Genomic DNA, 20,058 nt, shown 5'->3' on the forward strand with positions numbered 1-20,058 from the left:
TTAATTTAAACGCTCTATTTTGTGCTTTTAAAATAAAACGTCATGAAAGATTTTTTTTTACTTATTATTTTACTCCCAATATTAGGCTTTGGTCAAATACAAATAGGTGCCGATATTGATGGAGAAGCTGCTGGTGATAGATTAGGAACCTCAGTAAGCCTATCTGCCGATGGATTGGTCATGGCTGTAGGCGGATCGCGAAATGACTCAAATGGTTCAAATTCAGGACACGTTCGCGTATACGCCAACACCTCAAACACTTGGGTTCAAGTAGGTGATGATATCGATGGAGAAGCAACTTTTGATGTCTCAGGCATAGACGTAAGTTTATCTTCAGATGGCTCTGTGTTGGCTATAGGAGCATTTTCTAATGATGGGAACGGTTCAAACTCAGGTCATGTACGTATTTATACTAACACTTCAGGTAGTTGGATCCAAATAGGTGCTGATATAGATGGTGAAGCAGCTGGTGATTTTTCAGGCGAGGCCGTAAGCTTATCCTCAGATGGTTCTGTGGTAGCTATAGGTGCCTCAAATAACGATGGTAATGGACCAAATTCCGGCCACGTACGTGTGTATCAAAATATCTCAGACAGCTGGATTCAAGTAGGAGCTGATATCGATGGTGAAGCTGCAATCGATCTCTCAGGCGATGCCCTAAGTTTATCTTCTGATGGATCTGTAATAGCTATTGGTGCCCCAAATAACGATGGTAATGGTGAAGACTCAGGGCATGTGCGGGTGTATAAAAACATCTCAGATAGTTGGATACAAATAGGCAACGATTTAGATGGTGAAGCAGCAGGCGATAAATTTGGACAATCGGTAAGTTTATCCTCAGACGGTTCTGTCCTAGCTATTGGTGGACAATATAATAATGGTAATGGGTCAGTTTCAGGACATGTACGTGCTTATAAAAACATTTCAGATAATTGGGTTCAAATTGGTGCCGATATAGACGGCGAAGCAATGGATAATCAATCAGGCAGTTCTGTAAGTTTATCTTCTGATGGGTCTGTTCTGGCAATAGGCGCCTCTAATAATGATGAAAATGGAACAGATTCAGGTCATGTGCGTGTGTATCAAAATATCTCAGGTAGTTGGACACAAATAGGCAATGATATAGATGGTGAAGCAGCAGGTGATCTATCAGGTAATACTGTGGATTTATCTTCAGATGGCTCCATACTAGCAATAGGGGCATTTTTTAATGATGGAAATGGCACAGATTCAGGACATGTAAGAGTATATAATTTAAGCTCTGTATTAACGACAGACTCATTTGTACACCAGCAGTTTAGTTTATATCCTAACCCAGCAAAAGATCAATTCACAATTAAAATAGAAAGTGGCATCAAATTAAAAAGTGTCAGTATTTACAATAATATAGGTCAGTTGCTTTTAACATCTAAAGAGTCCAATATAAATACTTCAAATTTAGTGTCTGGGTTATACATAGTAACAATGGAAACAAACAAAGGAAAAGTTTCTAAAAAATTGATTTTAGAATAGTACTGTAAATTCATTTTAAATTAAAGTCTATAAGTTTAGCGTTTTTTATATCAATAGTGCTAAGGAATCTGCTAATATATTTGAAGTAAACCATTACATTATTGATTAAAATCAAGCTAACGTTCATGTCAAAAGAGTTATCCTAAATTAGAAGAAATACCAAGTTTTCATTTATAACAAGCAGCTATAGAGGATTAACAAAAAAATAAAAATCATTAAAACCTTTTTAACCCGTTTGATAATCTATCCTTCAAGTATCCTTATGATATATGGAGGAATTCACATGATTGATAATTATCAAAATTGGGATAGTTCTTATATCAGTGGTAAGCAATTATTTGCGGGATTTGGTTTGATAATCGTGGGTTGCACTTTAATTATTACCGATATAGCAATTATTATAAGGGATTTAAAAAAGAAGTAACAGCTCTTAGCTAAAGCACAATTCCATCCCCCAGTCCCCATTCTACCATCCTTAAAATATACGTAGTTCTACGTATAGGTTATATGATGTATTTTTAGTTACTTGTAGAATATAATACTGTAAACCAAACCAATCCATTTAAAACGCTCGACCTTTGATGTATAGTGCTTTTTCAAGACCCATATCTTAATGAAAAATACATCTCGTATATCAAATTTCCGTAAAATAGAGTATAGAAAAGCGATACGGCTTTCAACTGCTAGGTTGGTTGATCCCGAAGCTGACCATACAAAAAGTGAGATTTAATGGGATTTGACGCGTTGTGTAGCATTTAAAAATATACTGTAAATGAAAAAAATAATTGGAATTCTAATTTTATCAATAACAATGTTTTCATTCACTCAAATTAAAATGGATGGATACATAAGCCTATTTGAGAATTCAAGTAGTGCCAAGTACTATAAATATGGAAAAAGTTACTATTTTGAGTCTTTTGATAATAACAAAGAAATTATAGCTGACAAAGAATATTATGTGAAATACAGAAAATATGGTTGGGGCGATGTTGACACGACTTATTACAGAAAAGGAACTGAAAACTATTATCACATTGACAAAAAAACATTAGAAGAATCAATAGTTCTACCTGTAAACCCAAAACTTGGAGACAAATGGACGGAAAATGATAAAAGTTGGAGTTATGAAGTAATAGCGGAAGACAAAAAGTTTAAAACACCAGCAAAAAAATACATAAATTGTATAACAGTTAATTGCAAACAATTAACTAATAGAAACAAAGAAAAAGCTAAAGAATATGTTCTCTATTATTCGCCAGAATTTGGATATGTCGGAAATGTAGACTCAAAAGGAAAAATATTGAGTTATTTAAGTGAAGTCAAATTGAATGCAAAAGAAGGGGAAAAAATAGGTGGAAAATAATAACGCTACACAACAATGTATAATAGCAATTACGGCGGATTCGACTACGTCAGTATGCAAGCGAAATTCCCAAAACCAGTATTGAACCGAAAAGCCTGTGTATATTAGCCCGTAAATGACGGATATACGAGATCGTTAGATTATAGTAGATATAACGAACAAAAAAATTAAACTAAAAGCGTATTCAATGAAACAACTAAAGGTAATACTAGGCATTGTAATTGGTTTATCAATCCTCTCCTGTTCATCAGATGATGATTCAGCTTATAACTCAAATGGCTTTAAGGTGAATGGCGTTAATTATGCCACAGATTTTGCGTACTCAACTTCTGGAGGTAGTGGAAGCCCTATTGAAGTATTGATTTTTTCTTCAACAGATAGATCTTTAGCCTCTTTTTTAGAAAACAGAGGGCGCTTTGATTTGAGATACACGGGCGACCAATTAACTCCTGGTACCTATTCAGGAAATGCATTGGGCAGTGTCATCGAATTTACAAAAGACATTGAAAAAGTCGATGGCGCTTTTGTGTCGTTTGGAGAAGATTTGGCTTTTACTTCTAATGGTAGTAATTTGTCTGGTGCTGCTCAAGTAAACTCAGTAAGTTATAATGCTGAGGGCGATATTATCCAAATTGATATTGATTATAATTTTAGTTGGGATGGTACTGAGATTTTAGGAAGTTATAGTGGGGAAGTGGGAATAGATCCTTAAAGGCAAAATAGAATTTTTTGTTTTTTTTTTTATTGTTCTTTTTTAAAGAGATGGTCAACAACTATTTGTAATAGAAGCTATCGACCCCATTTCAAATCCAATCTTTTAATGCCTTAACAGCTGCGCTCAAAATATACGTAGATCTACGTATAGGTTATGTTATGTATTTTTAGTTTCTTGTAGAATATAATACTGAAAACCAAACCAAACCAATCCATTTAAAACCCTCGACCTTTGATCTAGATAACTTTTTTGAGACTCAAATTTTAGAAAAAATAGGATATAGATAAGGATATAGATTTCAATTGATAGGTTGACTTATCCCGAAGCTGACCATACAAACAGTGAGATTTAATGGGATATAACGAGTTAAATACAATAGCTCCGAAATCGTTATTACTAGTCTAATTGTCCACGGAAAATTAAAATTTACAGCCGATGTTTAAAACGTTACGGACTTCAAACTGAACTGAATCAAAAGCCATAATTTGATGATCAACTTTTTGGAATTTCAATATTGCGGAATCAACTCTTACCGAATCCACTCTTACGGAATATTAATGTCGCGGAATTATTACGGATTCAATTCTTACGGAATTTAAGCACTGGGTAATCCTTACGAGAACGATACGTGGCAAAAAAGCCGCTCGAAATGTGAGCCGCTTTTTTCCTTTCAACGGTAAAAGCAGAACTCCCTTCGGTCGTTCAGCTTTTGACGATAGTTATTGTCCAATCTCTACGGCATAACTGATCCTGATAAACAACACGTGTCGCTAAAGTATTTAACACTGCGTATAATTAATTGCTAGGTCTCTACTATTCGGAAAATTGACGCTTAGCCTTAATGCTGTTTCTTTTTACTATTTTAGTGCAATAGACACGCAACTAATTATACTCTTACACGTTGTACCCAATTTATGAAAACCGTAATTCACATAATAATTTTGACATTTATAACAGCTTCTTGCCAACCTCAAGAACTGAATGTGAATATCAAAAATGTTGAAATTAATATTCCTGGAAGTCCAGGACCTTGGCTGAAATACAACGATAATTTTTATTGTTACTTTAAAACTGACAATGACAAATTTAGTTCAGGTTCTAATCATCAATTTTACATTCTCGATAAAGACGGTAAAATAAAATCTCAAATTGATGTTCCAAAAAAACTTCAAACCTTTTATTACGATTTGTACATCAAGAACGATACAATATTTACAACGGAATATTATGACCACAACTCTTTTTATCTTGACCAAACAAATAACACTTGGATAGAAACAAAAAAAGGAATTGATTTATATTACGATGATAAAGACTATTCTGTTTATTCTCTCGATTTTGGAGAATGGGGTGGCGTAACTTGGTTCAAAGACAAACAAACGGGTAAACAATATGAAATTGGCGCAACATCGCCAGTAATCAATAAGTTAAATAACCATTATTATCTAACAACAGGTATATCCGTTTTGAAAATTAAAGACCCAACAGAGTTGGATGAAAGTAAGGAGCCCTACGATTATAAAAAAGCTGTTGCTGACCTTGAAAATAGTTATCGAAGAGAAGGGAATTATTCTACAAATGGAGCGGAAGTAATATTTGAATACAAAGATAATGACTATTTCAACCCAACTTTCTCAATAGCAACATCATTCATTTCAAACGAGAAACTCTACCATTTGTACAAAGACAGTATTTCAACCAAAATTGGAACAATAGAAAACAAAACGTTAGTTCCATTTTACGAATTTAAATCTATAATCAGACCTTTTCAATGGAATTACGATACAAGAAACCCAATTCAAAATAACAACTTTCAATCTGTTCAATTCCGAACAGACAAGGATTCTGTTTACGGAATTATAGAAATTAACAAAAATGATTTTAAAGTCACCCAATTCAACAATATTTATAAAGAACCAGTATTTGGCGAAAATGAAATGAATGAATGGGTTGAAAATACTTTTGACAATTATTATTCAAATTTTAGCTCATTGACTTTAACCCAAATAGACAAAGTTGAGCAAGAGATAAATGCAACGGATATTACCCAAAAACATAAAATTTCAACTTATCGACTTGATGGTCGAGATGTTAATACGCCAAGAATTTATAGAAAAATTGAGAGTAAAGAATTAAGGTTATTAACAATATATTACTATTCAAAAGACGAAAAGAAAATAGAGTTAGTGAAATTTGAAAGGGGAAAAAACAGAAACAAAAATCAAAGTATTAAAGATGTTGTTGCTTCAATGAACAATAGCGAAATGGAAGAAACACTTTACAAACAAAAATTTGATTGGATTTCAGATTACCTCAAAGGCAAATTAGGAGAACCTAACGACTTGCAAACGGACAAAAATAGTACTAAACAAAAATGGAAAAAAAATAACAAAATTATTGTTTTAGAATATAGCAAAAGAGATGTCGAACTAACAATTTACAGCGAATAAAAAACTGGGTACAACACCGTATATAGCTCATAGCTAATTAGTTGCTTAATCGAATTTAAGACATATTTGCAAGTCCGCCAAATTTTTTAATTTGGCTTATTGAGAAAAAAGATAATAAGAAAATTATAAAATTCGGCTCGTGCTCAACCGAAAGGTAATTGCTAATTTGTACGCTACGAGCCATATACAAAACCGTTGTAAAACATTAAAAAATAGAAATGCAGAAAATTACTCAAGTTTTAATATTATTAATATCAATAGCATCATTTTCTCAAATGACGACAAAAGACAATATTGAGATTGAAATTAAAAAATCCAAATTGGTTGATAATGTTAGTGTTGTTGGGATACGACAGCTAAAAGTCAAAAGTGACGAGTTAAGAAAAGTGATGATTAAAACGAAAATAAAATCCCCAAAGGATAATAAAACCAGACTAAGTGGGTTTTCCCTAATAGACGAAGAAAACAAAATTAGATATCGATTAGCTGATTATAAAGGATATACTGGTTTCATAGGGTCTCCTGAATTAATCCCTTACCGAAAAACTGAATTATTTGATAAAAAGGGTAATCCAATAAATTATGGACCACCATTCGATAAGTCTGAAAAAGACATTTTTAATGATTATGATATTGATGGGTACGTGAATTTTGAAATACCGGTAAATTTTGGAACAAAAAAAAATCCAAACCTTAGCGTTCTATATTTTGGACAAACGAGATATAAAAAATTTACTGGCGAGTTGTTCTTTACGTTGTTAGCAAAGAATACTAATTTAGTATACCAACTATATTATAAAGATGAAAAAATTTCGGACATCAAGTTCTGAAAATAACGTTTTACAACAACGTATAAAAATAATAGGGCAATGAGTGCTTAACCTAATGGTAATGTCACATTTGCGAAGTTGCCAAATTTTTAAATTTGGCTTATTGAGAAAAAAAGATAATAATAAAAAATTAAAAATTCGGCTTGTGTTCAACCGAATGGTTTGCGCTCATTAACTGCCCTACTATTCTTATACACAACCGTTGGCGGTAATACAAAGGAAACTCTCGTCCTAAAATAGGTTGACTAAAAATTAAACACTTTTAGTACACTATGGAAACACCAAAGAATGGCTCCTGCCGAAAAAAACAGTACCAAAAAATAAGTTTCGACCTGAAACTTTCCATCATTGACGAAATTGCAAACGGACAGACCTCCGTCAATCACGCTGCAAACAAGTACAATATTCCCAGAAGCTCCATTGAGTATTGGATCAAGAAATTGAGTAACTTCGAGAACAAATCCAATACAATGAGTAAAAACCAAGAAATCAAAAAACTTAAAGAGCGCATCGAGGAACTTGAGTTCGTCAAGGACTTCCAACAGGACGTGATAGCTGACTTTGAAAACGTTACGGGAGAGCATCTCTCAAAAAAGTACTTGCCCGAAGCATTAGTAAAAGAGATAGAGAAAAAGAGAAAAGACCTTACAAGGTAAAATGGCTCTATCAATGCTTCGGGATAAGCAAACAGGCGTACTATAAACGTCTAAAGGCAAATCATGATAAAGAAAAAAGAGATCAAACAGTCCTGGACCTTGTGCGTCAGAAAAGAAAGATCCACTATAGATCAGGTTGTAGAAAATTGATCAAGTACATTGGGAGCGAACTTAGGGAAAACAACATAAAAATGGGAAGAGATGCATTGTTCGACCTACTAAGATCCTATGGAATGCTGATCAAAAAAAACAAACGCTATCATATTACAACAGACTCCAAACATCTGTTATACAAATCTCCAAACCTCATAAAAGACTTGGAAATTACCCATAGCGAACAGGTATTTGTCAGCGATATAACCTATATAAAAACAGATGACGGTCACGCTTATTTGGCACTGGTAACAGATGCCTACTCTAAGAAACTAATGGGTTGGGCATTGGACGACAATATGAGGGCCACATTGGTCGTAAAGGCTCTGGACATGGCCATAAAGAACATGGAATTCAAGCACGAGAACATCATTCACCACTCGGACAGGGGCATACAGTACTGTTGTCCAGAGTTCACTGATTTTGCAGAGAAAAACAACTTTATACTTAGCACAACCCAGCAGTATGACCCTTATGAGAACGCAGTGGCAGAAAGGATAAACGGGATACTCAAGTATGAGTTCGGACTCAAGAAAACAATCAAGAGCGTAGATATCGCAAGGCTAATCATGAAACAGGCAACACGGATATACAACCAGCAAAGAATCCATTGGAGCCTGGGGCTCGAAACACCTGAATGTATCCACAAGAAATACAACCCAATAAAGTACAGGTCATACAGAAAGAAAACGGCCTAGGAATGTTGGCAACTTTTTTAAAACCCGAAGGGAATTATTTGAAAAAAGTTGTCAATGTTCCCTGTAAATTTTAGACATTTATAATGACTTTTTAACCCAAAAAATGGTCAACCTATTTCAGGACAAGACAGAACACAAGAAACATATGGAATTCAAGAATGAAATAGAAATTTTTATCAAAGATTTTGTCAAAGATTTAAATGAAGGCAGTGCTTCCATATTTGCAGGTGCAGGATTATCAATACCTGCAGGTTATGTAAATTGGTCAGAATTAATGGATGAAATTGCTCAAGACCTCGGACTTAGTATATCAAATGAAACAGACCTTGTATCATTAGCCCAATATCACGTAAATGAGAATCGAACTCGTTCTAAAATTAACAGAAAAATACTTGAAGAATTTGTCGAGAATGTTGAAGAAACAGAGAATCATCAAATAATATCTCGTCTCCCACTATCATCAGTTTGGACAACAAATTATGACAAACTTATTGAACAAGCATTCCAAAATGAAAATAAAGTAGTTGATGTAAAATATAGTAATAATCAATTACTCACTACAAAACCTAAACGAGATATTGTTATTTATAAAATGCACGGAGATGTAAACCATCCTTCAGAAGCTATATTAACAAAAGAACAATACGAAGATTATCACAGAACTCACGAACCATACATTAATACACTTACAGGCGAATTAACAACTAAAACCTTTTTATTTATAGGTTTCAGCTTTACAGACCCAAATTTAGATTACGTACTGAGTCGACTAAATTTTAGATACAGAGAACAAAAAAGACAACACTATTGCTTTGTAAAGAAACACGTTCTAAGTGATAATAATAATCCAGATAAAGCTACATTAGATTACAATACTAAGAAACAAACACTTATTATAAACGATTTAAAACGTTATGGAATTAAATCACTAATAATTGAAAGTTATAACGAGATAACAGAAATCCTCAAAGAAATTGAAAATCGTTACAAGAAGAAAACATTATTTATCTCTGGTAGTGCAGAAGTATATGACCCAATTGAAAAAAATCAAGCATTAGGTTTTATCCATAAACTATCAAGAAAAATAATTGAACAAGATTATCGCATTATTAACGGTTTTGGCTGGGGCATTGGAAGTTCTGTAATTAATGGAGCTTTAGAAGCGATTTATTTGAAACCTTCAAAATATTCTGAAAGTCAGTTGATTTTAAAACCTTTCCCTCAGTTTGAATCTGGCAATAAAAAACTTCCTGAATTGTGGGAGGATTATAGACAAAAAATGATTTCTCTGAGTGGAATATCAATTTTTGTTTTCGGAAACAAATTAAAAGAGGGCAAAATTGTTGAAGCAAATGGTGTAATTCGTGAATTTGAAATCTCACATCATAATGGAAATATATGCATTCCAATAGCCTTTACCAACTATGCTTCAAAAACAATTTTTGAAACAATCTTAAAGCAACCCGATAAATATTATCAAAAACCAAAAGTTGTTTTACCGTATCTTAAAAAATTAGCAGACGATAAGGTTTCAATGTCGGAAAAATTGAAAGTGATTATAGAACTATTAAAAACAATAAACAAATAAACTATGGCAAGAAACGTATTTACAAGCTTTCATTACAAACCTGATAATTGGAGAGCATCAACTGTTAGAAGTATAGGCAAAATAGAAGGAAACAAGGTTGTAACAGCTAATAAGTGGGAAGAAGTTACAAATGGTGGAGCAACTGCAATCAAAAAATGGATTAATGACAATATGAAAGGTAAATCTTGTGTTATTGTTTTGGTTGGTCAGGATACGGCAAAAAGGAAATGGATTGACTACGAAATAGAACGAGCTTGGACAGAAAAAAAAGGACTGTTAGGTATTAATATTCACAATTTAAAAAATAGTAATGGAGAACAATCCAACAAAGGAAATAATCCATTTGAACATTTTACTTTAGGTTCAAAAAAATTATCATCAGTAGTAAAATGTTATAATCCACCATACAAAACGAGCACTAATGTATATAGTTACATTAAGGAGAATATTGAAGATTGGATTGAAGAAGCCATAGAAATAAGGAAAAATAACTAATGAGCGTTCTAAGTAAATCACAACTTTATGAGTTTAGAAACTCAACGAGATATTTTTCAAAAGCAGTAACGGAAAGTCTAAATGAGTTTTCTTCAGAAAGTAAAACTGGAAAAACCACAATTTTTTTATCACACAAGCACGATGAAAGAAAAGAATTAGATAGTGTCATTTCTTTTTTGAAAAAAATTAATGTAAATGTTTATGTTGATTGGCTTGATGAAGGTATGCCTAAAACTACTTCTGGAAAAACTGCCACTCGAATTAAACTAAAAATAAAAGAAAACGATAAGTTTATTTTTTTAGCAACAGAAGGAGCAATTAATTCAAAATGGTGCAATTGGGAATTAGGATTTGGAGATTCACATAAATTTGATAGAAATATTGCACTATTTCCTGTTAGAGATGATGGTTTCAGTTTTTCGGGTAATGAATACCTACAAATCTATCCAAGAATTGAATACGTAAGTAGAAATTCCGTATCAAGACGAATTGGAGGATATTTTGATGAAGGATATTATGTTATATCACCAAGGAATGAAGATGGAACGAGTTATTATACGAAAATTGAGGATTGGCTGAAAAGATAAAGTACTACCGCCAACAATGCGTATGGCCAATTGCGGCTAATTACTTAATCGATATTCGATGTTTTTAGCTACATTTATTTTAAGCGGACAACCCCCGCTAGCGCTCGTTTGTAACGAGTGCCGTCAACAGTAATCCATCAACACTAAGCTGTGAAAAGCGAGTCCTCAATATAAATCCGTCTAAAGTAAACCCAGCCAAATAAAATGATTCTAAACAAAAACAAATAGTTTGTATTTTGGTGCTATCAGTAGAAAATGCAAAACCCCCGCTAGCGCTCGTTTGCAACGAGTGCCGTTAACAGTGAGTCGTCAACAGTAAACCTATAGTTACCTAGGTTTCACCCGTAGGTAATCCAAACGTACTTCGAAGGACAATAGGCAAACATCCAATGAAGATTTATATTATAGAGCAGATGTTTAATACATATAGATTAAACCATTCCTAAAGTAAAAAAATTGAATTTCAATTTTCAATATTCAATATAAATCGGTATTGATTCTACCTGATGATTCAATTTAACATTAAATATTTCGTACGTAAAGTAATCTGTATTATTTCCAAGGTGCCTTTCAACCCTGTAAATCAATTCTTTAGTTTTTACATCGTAAATATTATCAACAATAACTTTACAATCAAAATTTCTACCATTATCTAAAATTGAATGATTTGGATTATAAGTCTTGTTACACGAATAATAGTTTCCATTGGATAATTTCCTTCCTATGCTGTTGTATAAATCTGTATAATAATTGCTGTTTTCAATTTCCTTAAAATAAGTATTCATAAGCCTTTAGTTTAAAATTATGAGTCAAAGATATTTAATAATTTAATACTCTCATTTTTATAGAATTAACAATTGTTGATAATATTGCCTCGCTAGCGCTCGTTTGCAACGAGTGCCCTCAACAGTAAGTCGCCAACAATAATTTGTCGACAGTAAGCCATCAACAGAGTACCGTCAAAAGTAAACCATCAACAGTAAGCTGTCAAAAGCAAGTCCTCAATAAAAACCTGTCAACAGTAAACCCAGACAACTAAAATAATTCCAAACAAAAACAAATAGGGGATATGGCAGTGCTATCAGCATCACATACAAATTCCATATAAAACACCTCGATAGAGGGCGTCAAAGCATGGGCTTTATAATAACCACTATTATTTATACCCACTTTAAATAGAATCCCTAAGCCAATATTTTCTATAAAATCTAAAAAACGAGACCTAAAATAGCCCAACTTTGTCCCTAATAAAAACAACAACATGAGCAAAACAAAATTGACCATTAATAGTAATGGGTCTGTAAAAGTAGAAGGCGATTTTGAAATCGTAGATGCCCAAGGAAACGCCTATGGATTACAAGGCAGAACCGTTTTAGGCATTTGCCGTTGTGGTCTGTCCAATAACAAACCCTTTTGTGATGGCGCACACCGCAATCATTTTGAGCACGATGCCAAAGCCTTTGATTTACCACCAATGAAGGCGAGGTAAACACCAGAGTCAACCCTAAACACCTCATACCAAACAGGGGTTTCACCCGTAGCAAAGCCGTGTCTAACCCGTATCAAACCCGTATCATACTCGGGGCTACGGCATAGCATACCCTGGTGTTCCATAAAACATAAAAAAGTCCCGTATACGCAGGTAACGGGACTTTTTTCAGTATTTAGTTTTAAGATCCCACCAAATGACAGGATAAGCGATGCACTTGAGCTCTTTGAAATCAAAATCGCGGTGTCCTGCTTACATGTTTCTACGGTACTGCCCACCAACCTCAAACAGGGCGTTGGTGATTTGCCCCAAAGAGCAGACTTTGGTCGCTTCCATCAACACCGCAAAGATATTCTCGTTGTGTATGGCCGCCGTTTGCACATCGTCCAACACCGCAGCAATATCATTCTTAAAGGCCTCATGAAGGTTTTCCAAGGTCTTGATTTGGTCTTGCTTCTCGGCTTCGGTAGCACGTATCACTTCCGAGGGCACCACAGTAGGCGATCCCTTAGAACTTAAAAAGGTGTTCACCCCAATAATAGGGAAGTCACCATTGTGCTTTAAAGTTTCATAATACAAGCTCTCTTCTTGAATCTTGCTGCGTTGGTACATGGTTTCCATGGCACCAAGCACCCCACCACGTTCGGTAATACGGTCAAACTCCAACAGCACGGCTTCTTCTACCAAGTCGGTCAACTCTTCAATAATAAATGAGCCCTGTATCGGGTTCTCATTCTTGGCCAAACCAAGCTCCTTATTAATAATCAACTGTATGGCCATCGCACGGCGCACAGACTCTTCCGTTGGCGTGGTAATGGCCTCATCATAAGCATTGGTGTGTAGCGAGTTACAGTTATCGTAAATGGCATACAGTGCTTGTAAGGTGGTTCTAATATCGTTAAAGTCAATTTCTTGGGCGTGCAAGCTACGTCCAGACGTTTGAATATGGTATTTCAACATCTGGGCACGGGCATTGGCGCCATACTTTTGCTTCATGGCCTTAGACCAAATCTTACGGGCCACACGGCCAATCACCGCGTATTCTGGATCTACCCCGTTAGAGAAAAAGAAGGACAGGTTAGGGCCAAACTTATCAATATCCATCCCGCGTGAGAGGTAGTATTCTACATAGGTAAAGCCATTGGCCAAAGTAAAGGCCAATTGCGAGATCGGGTTGGCGCCAGCCTCGGCAATATGATACCCAGAAATAGAGACCGAGTAAAAGTTACGCACGTTGTTTTCTATAAAGTACTCTTGCACATCACCCATTAATCTTAAGGCGAATTCTGTAGAGAAAATACAAGTGTTTTGGGCTTGGTCTTCTTTTAAGATATCGGCTTGCACCGTCCCACGCACTTGGGCAATGGTCTTAGCCTTGATGTCTTGGTACACGTCTTTAGGCAATACCAGGTCACCGGTAACCCCAAGCAATAGCAGTCCTAAACCGTTGTTCCCCTCTGGGAGTTCGGCGTTATAGCGGGGGCGCTCAATACCCTTGTCTTTATAAATGGCAGTGATTTTATCGTCCACCTCTTGTTCCAGACCGTGTTCTGTAATATACAGTTCGCACTGTTGGTCAATAGCGGCGTTCATAAAAAAGCCTAATAACATCGGTGCAGGCCCATTAATGGTCATACTCACAGAGGTCATTTTATTGGCAAGGTCAAAACCAGAATAGAGTTTCTTGGCATCATCCAAACAGCAGATAGAAACGCCGGCATTTCCAATCTTTCCGTAGATATCGGGTCTAAGGTCAGGGTCATTACCGTAAAGCGTCACACTATCAAAAGCGGTAGAAAGGCGTTTGGCAGGCAAGCCCATACTCACATAATGAAAACGTCTGTTGGTACGTTCTGGGCCACCTTCTCCAGCAAACATACGCGCAGGGTCTTCACCGGTGCGTTTAAAAGGGTAGAGCCCCGAGGTATACGGGAACTCTCCCGGCACATTCTCCTGTAAGGTCCATCTTAAAATGTCGCCCCAAGCCTGATACTTTGGTAAGGCCACTTTCGGGATCTGGCTATGGGATAAAGACTCGGTATGGGTCTCAATCTTAATCTCTTTATCACGTACTTTAAAGCTATAAATAGGATTCTTATAACGGTTCACTTTCTCGTCCCAACCCATAATCACTTCCCAATTATAAGGGTCCAGATTGAGTTTGACACGGTCAAATTCACTCACCAACAAGCGTACAAAATCCTTAGTGCTTTCTATACCTTCGGGAGCGGTGCTGGCATCTACCGTAATAGAGTCGCTCTCAATCCCAGCCTTGTCAAGCACAGGTGTTTTGTTTAGTACAGATTCTAAAGTCTTATAAATACCATACAGTTTCTGGGCAACTTCCACTTGGTCGTCGGTGGTTTTATCGTAAGCACGGTTGTTTTCTGCAATCTCCGAAAGGTATCGGGTACGGGACGGCGGGATCACAAAGATCTTTTCGCTCATCTCTTCGGAAATGTGAAAGGTCGACTTTAAGTCGGCTTCGGTTTTCTCTACAATCTTATCCATAATGGCTTTGTAGAGGGTGTTCATCCCGGGATCGTTAAATTGTGAGGCAATGGTACCAAATACGGGGAGCTCATCCTGAGGGATATCCCAAAGGTGATTGTTGCGCATGTACTGTTTTTTAACGTCCCTAAGGGCATCTAGAGAACCGCGCTTGTCAAATTTATTGATGGCTACCAAATCGGCAAAGTCCAACATGTCAATCTTCTCCAACTGTGTGGCAGCACCAAATTCTGGAGTCATCACGTAGAGCGAGACATCACTGTGTTCAATAATTTCGGTATCACTTTGTCCAATCCCAGAGGTTTCTAAGATGATGAGGTCATATTCTGCCGCTTTTAAGACTTCAACCGCCTCGTTCACGTATTTGGAAAGTGCTAGGTTAGATTGGCGCGTGGCCAAACTACGCATGTACACTCTAGAGTTATTAATGGCATTCATCCTAATCCTGTCGCCCAAAAGCGCGCCGCCAGTCTTGCGTTTTGAAGGATCTACTGAAACAATCCCCACGGTCTTTTCAGGGAAATCCACTAAAAAGCGACGTACCAGTTCATCTACCAAACTCGACTTACCAGCACCTCCAGTACCGGTAATCCCTAAAACAGGGGTATGGGTGCTTTTATTTTTGGTATGGATGTTATCGAGCGTGGCTTTGGCCACCTCAGGAAAGTTCTCTGCAGAAGAGATCACCCGAGCAATCGCTCTTGGGTTTTTATCTTTCAGAATATCAAATTCACCGTTTAAGGTATCGCCAATGGCGTAGTCAGATTGTTGTACCAAGTCATTGATCATGCCCTGTAGCCCCATTTCCCGACCATCATCTGGGGAGTAGATCCGGTCAATCCCGTAATCCATCAGCTCCTTGATTTCACTAGGCAGAATCACGCCACCGCCACCACCAAAGATCTTGATATGGCTGGCACCTTTCTCTTTTAGTAAATCGTGCATGTATTTAAAGTATTCGTTATGCCCACCTTGATAGCTGGTCAAACAAATAGCGTTCACGTCTTCTTGAATGGCAGTATTCACCACCTCTTCAACACTGCGGTCATGCCCAAGGTGAATCACTTCTACGCCAGTAGATTGTATGATACGGCGCATGATGTTAATAGAGGCATCGTGGCCATCAAATAGGGAGGCGGCGGTAACGATTCTTACTTTATGTTTTGGGGTATAGGGTGCAACTTGCTTCATTCGTAATGATCTAGTGTATTAGTCCTGCGAATTTACGGATTATTCAAAAATATAGAAGGTTTTGTGAACATTATATAAGGGGTTATCTTCTAAAATAAGCCCATTTTAGGGCATCTTCATCAAAATCAAGACAAAAAAGGATGCCAAATGAAAAAGAAAAGAATTCATCTTTAAATTTCTATATTTGTTACATACACATAAATACTTCAAATGATAAAGAGATTAGTTGCCTTGGTTCTTATTTTAAATGTAACCGCATGTGCAGAGTTACAGGATATTGCCAACCAATTGCCACAAGGCCCAGGGGTGTTGAGCAATACAGACATTGCTGCAGGGTTACGCCAAGCGCTAGATCAAGGGATTGATCAACAAGTCGCCAAATTGACCCAAACAGACGGGTTCTATAAAAATGAATTGGTTAAGATCCTCTTGCCCGAAGAATTGCAAAAGGTAGACAAAGCTTTACGAGATATCGGTTTGGGCAATTTGGCAGATGAAGGCTTAAAAGTACTCAACCGCGCCGCAGAAGATGCCGTAGGGGAGGCCACCCCAATTTTTATAAATGCGGTAAAGGAAATTACCTTTAATGATGCCAAAAACATTTTGTTGGGAGATGACAATGCGGCTACCCAATACTTAACGGCTAAAACGCAAACAGCGCTTTATGCTAAGTTTCAGCCGGTCATCAACAACTCATTTAGCAAAGTGGGGGCCGATCAAATTTGGGCCAACCTGATTACAAAATACAATGCCATCCCCTTTACCAATAACGTCAACCCAGATTTAACAGATTATGTTACGGGAGAAGCTTTAAAAGGGGTGTATACCATGATTGCCGTAGAAGAAAAAGACATTAGAACCAAAGTGTCTTCTAGAGGAACCGAGTTGCTTAAAAAAGTATTTGCTTTACAAGATTAGATGACATCACAGTTTAAAATAGCCGTTGTAGGCCCTATCCCTCAGGATACCATAAAAACGCATAAAAACGAAACCATTTTAAAATATGGTTGCGTAACGCATCCCACCATTGCTTTAGCCAGATTAATGGAGGGGCATGGTGAGGTCATCCCTATTGCGAACATCCACAAAGCGGAGGCGCCTGCCATTAAGGAACTTTTTAAACATTACCCAGCCATCAATACCAACGGTTTGTCTTCAGAACAAGACCGAGGGACCATTATTGAGCTTAATTTTATAGACCAAAACAACAGGCTAGAAAAACAGGTGGCCAACATGAGTCCCATTTCCGCGGAAGATGTGACCCCATTTTTAGATGCCGATTGCTTTGTGTTTGTGCCCATTACCGACTTCGAAATCACGCTCGAAAGTTTAAAATTGATTAAGGCTAAAAGTAAGGCACGCGTTATTTTTGATGCGCACGGACCAACCACCTACGTCACTTCTGATGGAGTACGCCTACGAAAATACTGGCAAGATCATAAAGAGTGGTTGCCTTATATTGATGTGCTTAAGATGAATTTGGAGGAATCCCTCTGCTGCTGGTTTGATCGGGATTATACCGATGAAAGCATTTATGACGAAAACCAAACCGATCACTTAGATGATTTTGCGGCTTACATTCTAGACGCTGGGGTAGAATATTTATACGTCACTTTAGATTCTAGGGGTTGTAATATTTATACGAAGGAAAACGGAACGGTGGTCAAGCATTTCGTAAAATCGGTACCGGTTCAAGATGTGATTGATACGACGGGTTGCGGCGATTCGTTTGCAGGTGGTCTGGCTTACGGCTTCACTCGTTTTAACGACCCCATCAAGGCAGCGCATTACGCCAACACTTTAGGTGCATTAAGAACCCAGGGCAAGGGTTTTGATGTATTCAAATCTTTAGAAGACACCCAAGCCATTATTTCCAAGAATTACCTTTAGAAGAACTTATCATAGAGAGCTTCTTAAAACTGAGATTAAGACATTCTTAATACAAAGCTAATGTTTAGGTAACATGAGTAGTTTACCAATGTTGCATCTTTGTACTGTTAGTAAAAAGAATATTACTTCATTCTTTAATTGAATTAGAAAGTTAGTTTAAGAGATCGACCTTGCCAGAGGTCGATCTTTGTTTTTTTAGTGAAACCCCAGACCATCAAGCACGTAGTGCGCAGATGGTCTGATCGGTTGAACTAACCCCGCTTTTTTAGCGGGGTAGTGAATAAGCTAATCACGATCCACGTAGGGAGAACCAATGATTATATAAAGTAACGCCGTCCTTCTAGGCTCAAAGCAAAGTTTATAGACTCATAAACAGTTTTTTTGTGATGCGTCAAGGTTTTTTATTTCACATTTATTTAACCTAAGGCCATAATCTCAGTAGTAGGCTTACGTCGTATATAGTGGAATAAAACCAATGGATATGAATGCACATTTTTGTAGAGTAGGAAAAAAGACGCCTAATTTAAGAAAGATGTTTTCTTTAAAAGAGTTAGAGCGCAATTACCATGAGTTCATGGAGCAAGCGTACAACGTGATGCAAAGTGATGTGAGTTTGAGTGATACCTTATTTTATGAAGCGTCTAAATTAAAACGACGCATTTTAAATATCAAAGGGTCTAACTCAAATGATCTTGATGCAGCATTTTAAAGTAGTCAAAGGCTTTTAGGAGTCTTGAGCCATACCAAGAGAAGGCCTCACCATCCACAATAAGCACTTTGCTGTTAGGAAATTGAGCCTGTAGGGATTGTACGTGTTTCGGTTGAAACGGATAAGGCTCACTAGACAATAAAATGATCTCTGGGTGTCTCTTTTTGAGATCAGCCAAGGTGATTTCAGGATAGCGTGTGCTATGTGAAAAGACGTTTTCAAAATGATTGCATCTTAACATGGCATCAATAAAGGTCTGGCTTGCTGCAACCATCCAAGGTTTTTTCCAGATAAAGTAGGCTGCGCTGCGAGAAGGGACGCCATTAAGATAGGCGTCCAACTCGTGTTGCTTTGCTTTAATTTTGGTAACAAGTACCTTGGCCTTATCTTCTACCTTAAAGAGCTCGCCATACATTGTAATCAGGGCTAAGGCATCTTCTAAGTTGCCAACATCACTAATATGAACGGGAGCTATGGTTTCTAATTCTGAAACCATAGCTTCGGTATTTTCTTCTTTATTACAAAGAATCACATCGGGGTTTAGGGCTTTAATACGATCAAAGTGGACTTGCTTTGTACCGCCAACAATGGTTTTGTCTTTAAGTAAATGAGTAGGATGTACGCAAAATTTGGTAACTCCTAACAAGGCTACTTCCAGACCCAGATCTACAATAAGTTCGGTTTGTGAAGGTACTAACGATACAATACGTTGAGGTCGCTCTTTGAGAATAACAGATCTTTGAAGTTGATCTTTTACGGTAAATTTCAAAACAGTTAATTTAAAAGATTTAATACTTTCTCTTTTTTTTGGTCAAATAAACCTACAGCAATGCATCTTTATTTAGCGAGATACATCCCGAAAAACACGGCTAAGAATCCTACAATAAAGCTGGCAATGGTATAGATGGCGAATGCTCCAAAATCTCCAGTTTTTAAAAAGACGTGGTTTTCATAGGCAAAGGTAGAAAATGTGGTAAAGCCTCCACAAAATCCAGTGGCTAATAGTAAGGTCTGATTAGCGCTTAGGGTTTCGCTCTTAGCGGCCCATCCTAAAATGAGACCAATGAGCAGACTCCCCAAAATGTTTGCGGCAAAGGTACCGTAGGGGATGCCATTTTCGGTATTGTTCAAGAATTTCCCTAAGAGAAACCGCAAAACACTACCAAAACCGCCGCCAATAAAAACCAGGATGAGTTGTTTCATTTTAATACGTTAATCGCT

At 36.8% G+C, this 20,058-nt stretch carries 18 protein-coding genes; 14 read left to right on the forward strand and 4 right to left on the reverse strand.

Annotation, left to right across the window (positions count from 1 at the left end):
- Window positions 1–42: 42 nt before the first annotated feature.
- The 10 genes from P176_RS0115565 to P176_RS0115615 all read left to right on the forward strand — a co-directional run bounded on the left by P176_RS0115565 (window position 43) and on the right by P176_RS0115615 (window position 11,047).
- Window positions 43–1,512 carry a T9SS type A sorting domain-containing protein gene (locus tag P176_RS0115565; protein ID WP_026755573.1) on the forward strand — a complete coding sequence of 490 codons (1,470 nt, stop codon included), beginning with the start codon at window positions 43–45 and terminating at the stop codon, window positions 1,510–1,512.
- A 772-nt stretch (window positions 1,513–2,284) separates the two neighbouring features.
- Window positions 2,285–2,875, forward strand: coding sequence for a hypothetical protein (locus P176_RS0115575; protein ID WP_156033121.1), 591 nt, complete (start codon window positions 2,285–2,287; stop codon window positions 2,873–2,875).
- Between the two features lie 187 nt (window positions 2,876–3,062).
- Entirely contained in the window at window positions 3,063–3,587 is a 525-nt protein-coding gene (locus P176_RS0115580; protein ID WP_026755575.1) for a hypothetical protein, read from the forward strand.
- A 917-nt stretch (window positions 3,588–4,504) separates the two neighbouring features.
- Window positions 4,505–6,040: a hypothetical protein gene (locus P176_RS0115585; RefSeq protein ID WP_026755576.1), complete on the forward strand. Its 1,536-nt coding sequence runs from the start codon at window positions 4,505–4,507 to the stop codon at window positions 6,038–6,040.
- A 218-nt stretch (window positions 6,041–6,258) separates the two neighbouring features.
- Window positions 6,259–6,870, forward strand: coding sequence for a hypothetical protein (locus tag P176_RS0115590; protein ID WP_037348989.1), 612 nt, complete (start codon window positions 6,259–6,261; stop codon window positions 6,868–6,870).
- Between the two features lie 272 nt (window positions 6,871–7,142).
- Window positions 7,143–7,526 (forward strand): helix-turn-helix domain-containing protein, encoded by a 384-nt coding sequence (locus tag P176_RS19645; protein WP_037348990.1) that lies wholly within the window; start codon window positions 7,143–7,145, stop codon window positions 7,524–7,526.
- 23 nt (window positions 7,527–7,549) lie between these two features.
- Window positions 7,550–8,377: an IS3 family transposase gene (locus P176_RS0115600; RefSeq protein ID WP_026755578.1), complete on the forward strand. Its 828-nt coding sequence runs from the start codon at window positions 7,550–7,552 to the stop codon at window positions 8,375–8,377.
- Window positions 8,378–8,522: 145 nt separating this feature from the next.
- Window positions 8,523–9,965, forward strand: a complete 1,443-nt coding sequence (locus P176_RS0115605; RefSeq protein WP_026755579.1) for an SIR2 family protein — start codon at window positions 8,523–8,525, stop codon at window positions 9,963–9,965.
- Window positions 9,966–9,968: 3 nt separating this feature from the next.
- The gene (locus P176_RS0115610) at window positions 9,969–10,460 is read left to right on the forward strand and encodes a TIR domain-containing protein (RefSeq protein ID WP_026755580.1); all 492 of its coding nucleotides are present in this window, start codon (window positions 9,969–9,971) and stop codon (window positions 10,458–10,460) included.
- Entirely contained in the window at window positions 10,460–11,047 is a 588-nt protein-coding gene (locus P176_RS0115615) for a toll/interleukin-1 receptor domain-containing protein (RefSeq protein ID WP_026755581.1), read from the forward strand. Before P176_RS0115610 ends, P176_RS0115615 begins: the two co-directional genes overlap by 1 nt.
- Before the next feature lie 470 nt (window positions 11,048–11,517).
- Here the strand turns inward: P176_RS0115615 and P176_RS0115620 are convergent, their stop codons facing one another.
- Window positions 11,518–11,832 carry a hypothetical protein gene (locus P176_RS0115620; protein WP_026755582.1) on the reverse strand — a complete coding sequence of 105 codons (315 nt, stop codon included), beginning with the start codon at window positions 11,830–11,832 and terminating at the stop codon, window positions 11,518–11,520.
- Between the two features lie 476 nt (window positions 11,833–12,308).
- On the opposite strand from P176_RS0115620, the gene P176_RS0115630 reads away from it, so the two are divergent.
- On the forward strand, window positions 12,309–12,536 hold the full coding sequence (locus tag P176_RS0115630; protein WP_026755584.1) for a CDGSH iron-sulfur domain-containing protein: 228 nt from the start codon (window positions 12,309–12,311) through the stop codon (window positions 12,534–12,536).
- Between the two features lie 252 nt (window positions 12,537–12,788).
- Here the strand turns inward: P176_RS0115630 and P176_RS0115635 are convergent, their stop codons facing one another.
- On the reverse strand, window positions 12,789–16,238 hold the full coding sequence (locus P176_RS0115635; RefSeq protein ID WP_026755585.1) for a methylmalonyl-CoA mutase family protein: 3,450 nt from the start codon (window positions 16,236–16,238) through the stop codon (window positions 12,789–12,791).
- Between the two features lie 210 nt (window positions 16,239–16,448).
- Here P176_RS0115635 and P176_RS0115640 point away from each other — a divergent pair, with 210 nt between their 5' ends.
- The 3 genes from P176_RS0115640 (at window position 16,449) to P176_RS20450 (ending at window position 18,837) form a co-directional block, all read left to right on the forward strand.
- Entirely contained in the window at window positions 16,449–17,156 is a 708-nt protein-coding gene (locus P176_RS0115640; RefSeq protein WP_026755586.1) for a DUF4197 domain-containing protein, read from the forward strand.
- Window positions 17,157–18,128 carry a carbohydrate kinase family protein gene (locus P176_RS0115645; protein ID WP_026755587.1) on the forward strand — a complete coding sequence of 324 codons (972 nt, stop codon included), beginning with the start codon at window positions 17,157–17,159 and terminating at the stop codon, window positions 18,126–18,128. It abuts the gene before it with no gap.
- A 481-nt stretch (window positions 18,129–18,609) separates the two neighbouring features.
- Entirely contained in the window at window positions 18,610–18,837 is a 228-nt protein-coding gene (locus P176_RS20450) for a Lacal_2735 family protein (RefSeq protein ID WP_197022177.1), read from the forward strand.
- Here P176_RS20450 and P176_RS0115655 read toward each other — a convergent pair.
- Window positions 18,806–19,606, reverse strand: a complete 801-nt coding sequence (locus P176_RS0115655; RefSeq protein WP_026755588.1) for an ABC transporter substrate-binding protein — start codon at window positions 19,604–19,606, stop codon at window positions 18,806–18,808. The two genes, P176_RS20450 and P176_RS0115655, sit on opposite strands and share 32 nt — an antisense overlap.
- A 68-nt stretch (window positions 19,607–19,674) precedes the next feature.
- Window positions 19,675–20,040, reverse strand: coding sequence for a fluoride efflux transporter CrcB (gene crcB / locus P176_RS0115660; RefSeq protein ID WP_026755589.1), 366 nt, complete (start codon window positions 20,038–20,040; stop codon window positions 19,675–19,677).
- Window positions 20,041–20,058: the final 18 nt, after the last annotated feature.

It is taken from the genome of Sediminibacter sp. Hel_I_10 (genome assembly GCF_000688335.1).
Taxonomy (GTDB): Bacteria; Bacteroidota; Bacteroidia; order Flavobacteriales; family Flavobacteriaceae; genus Psychroserpens.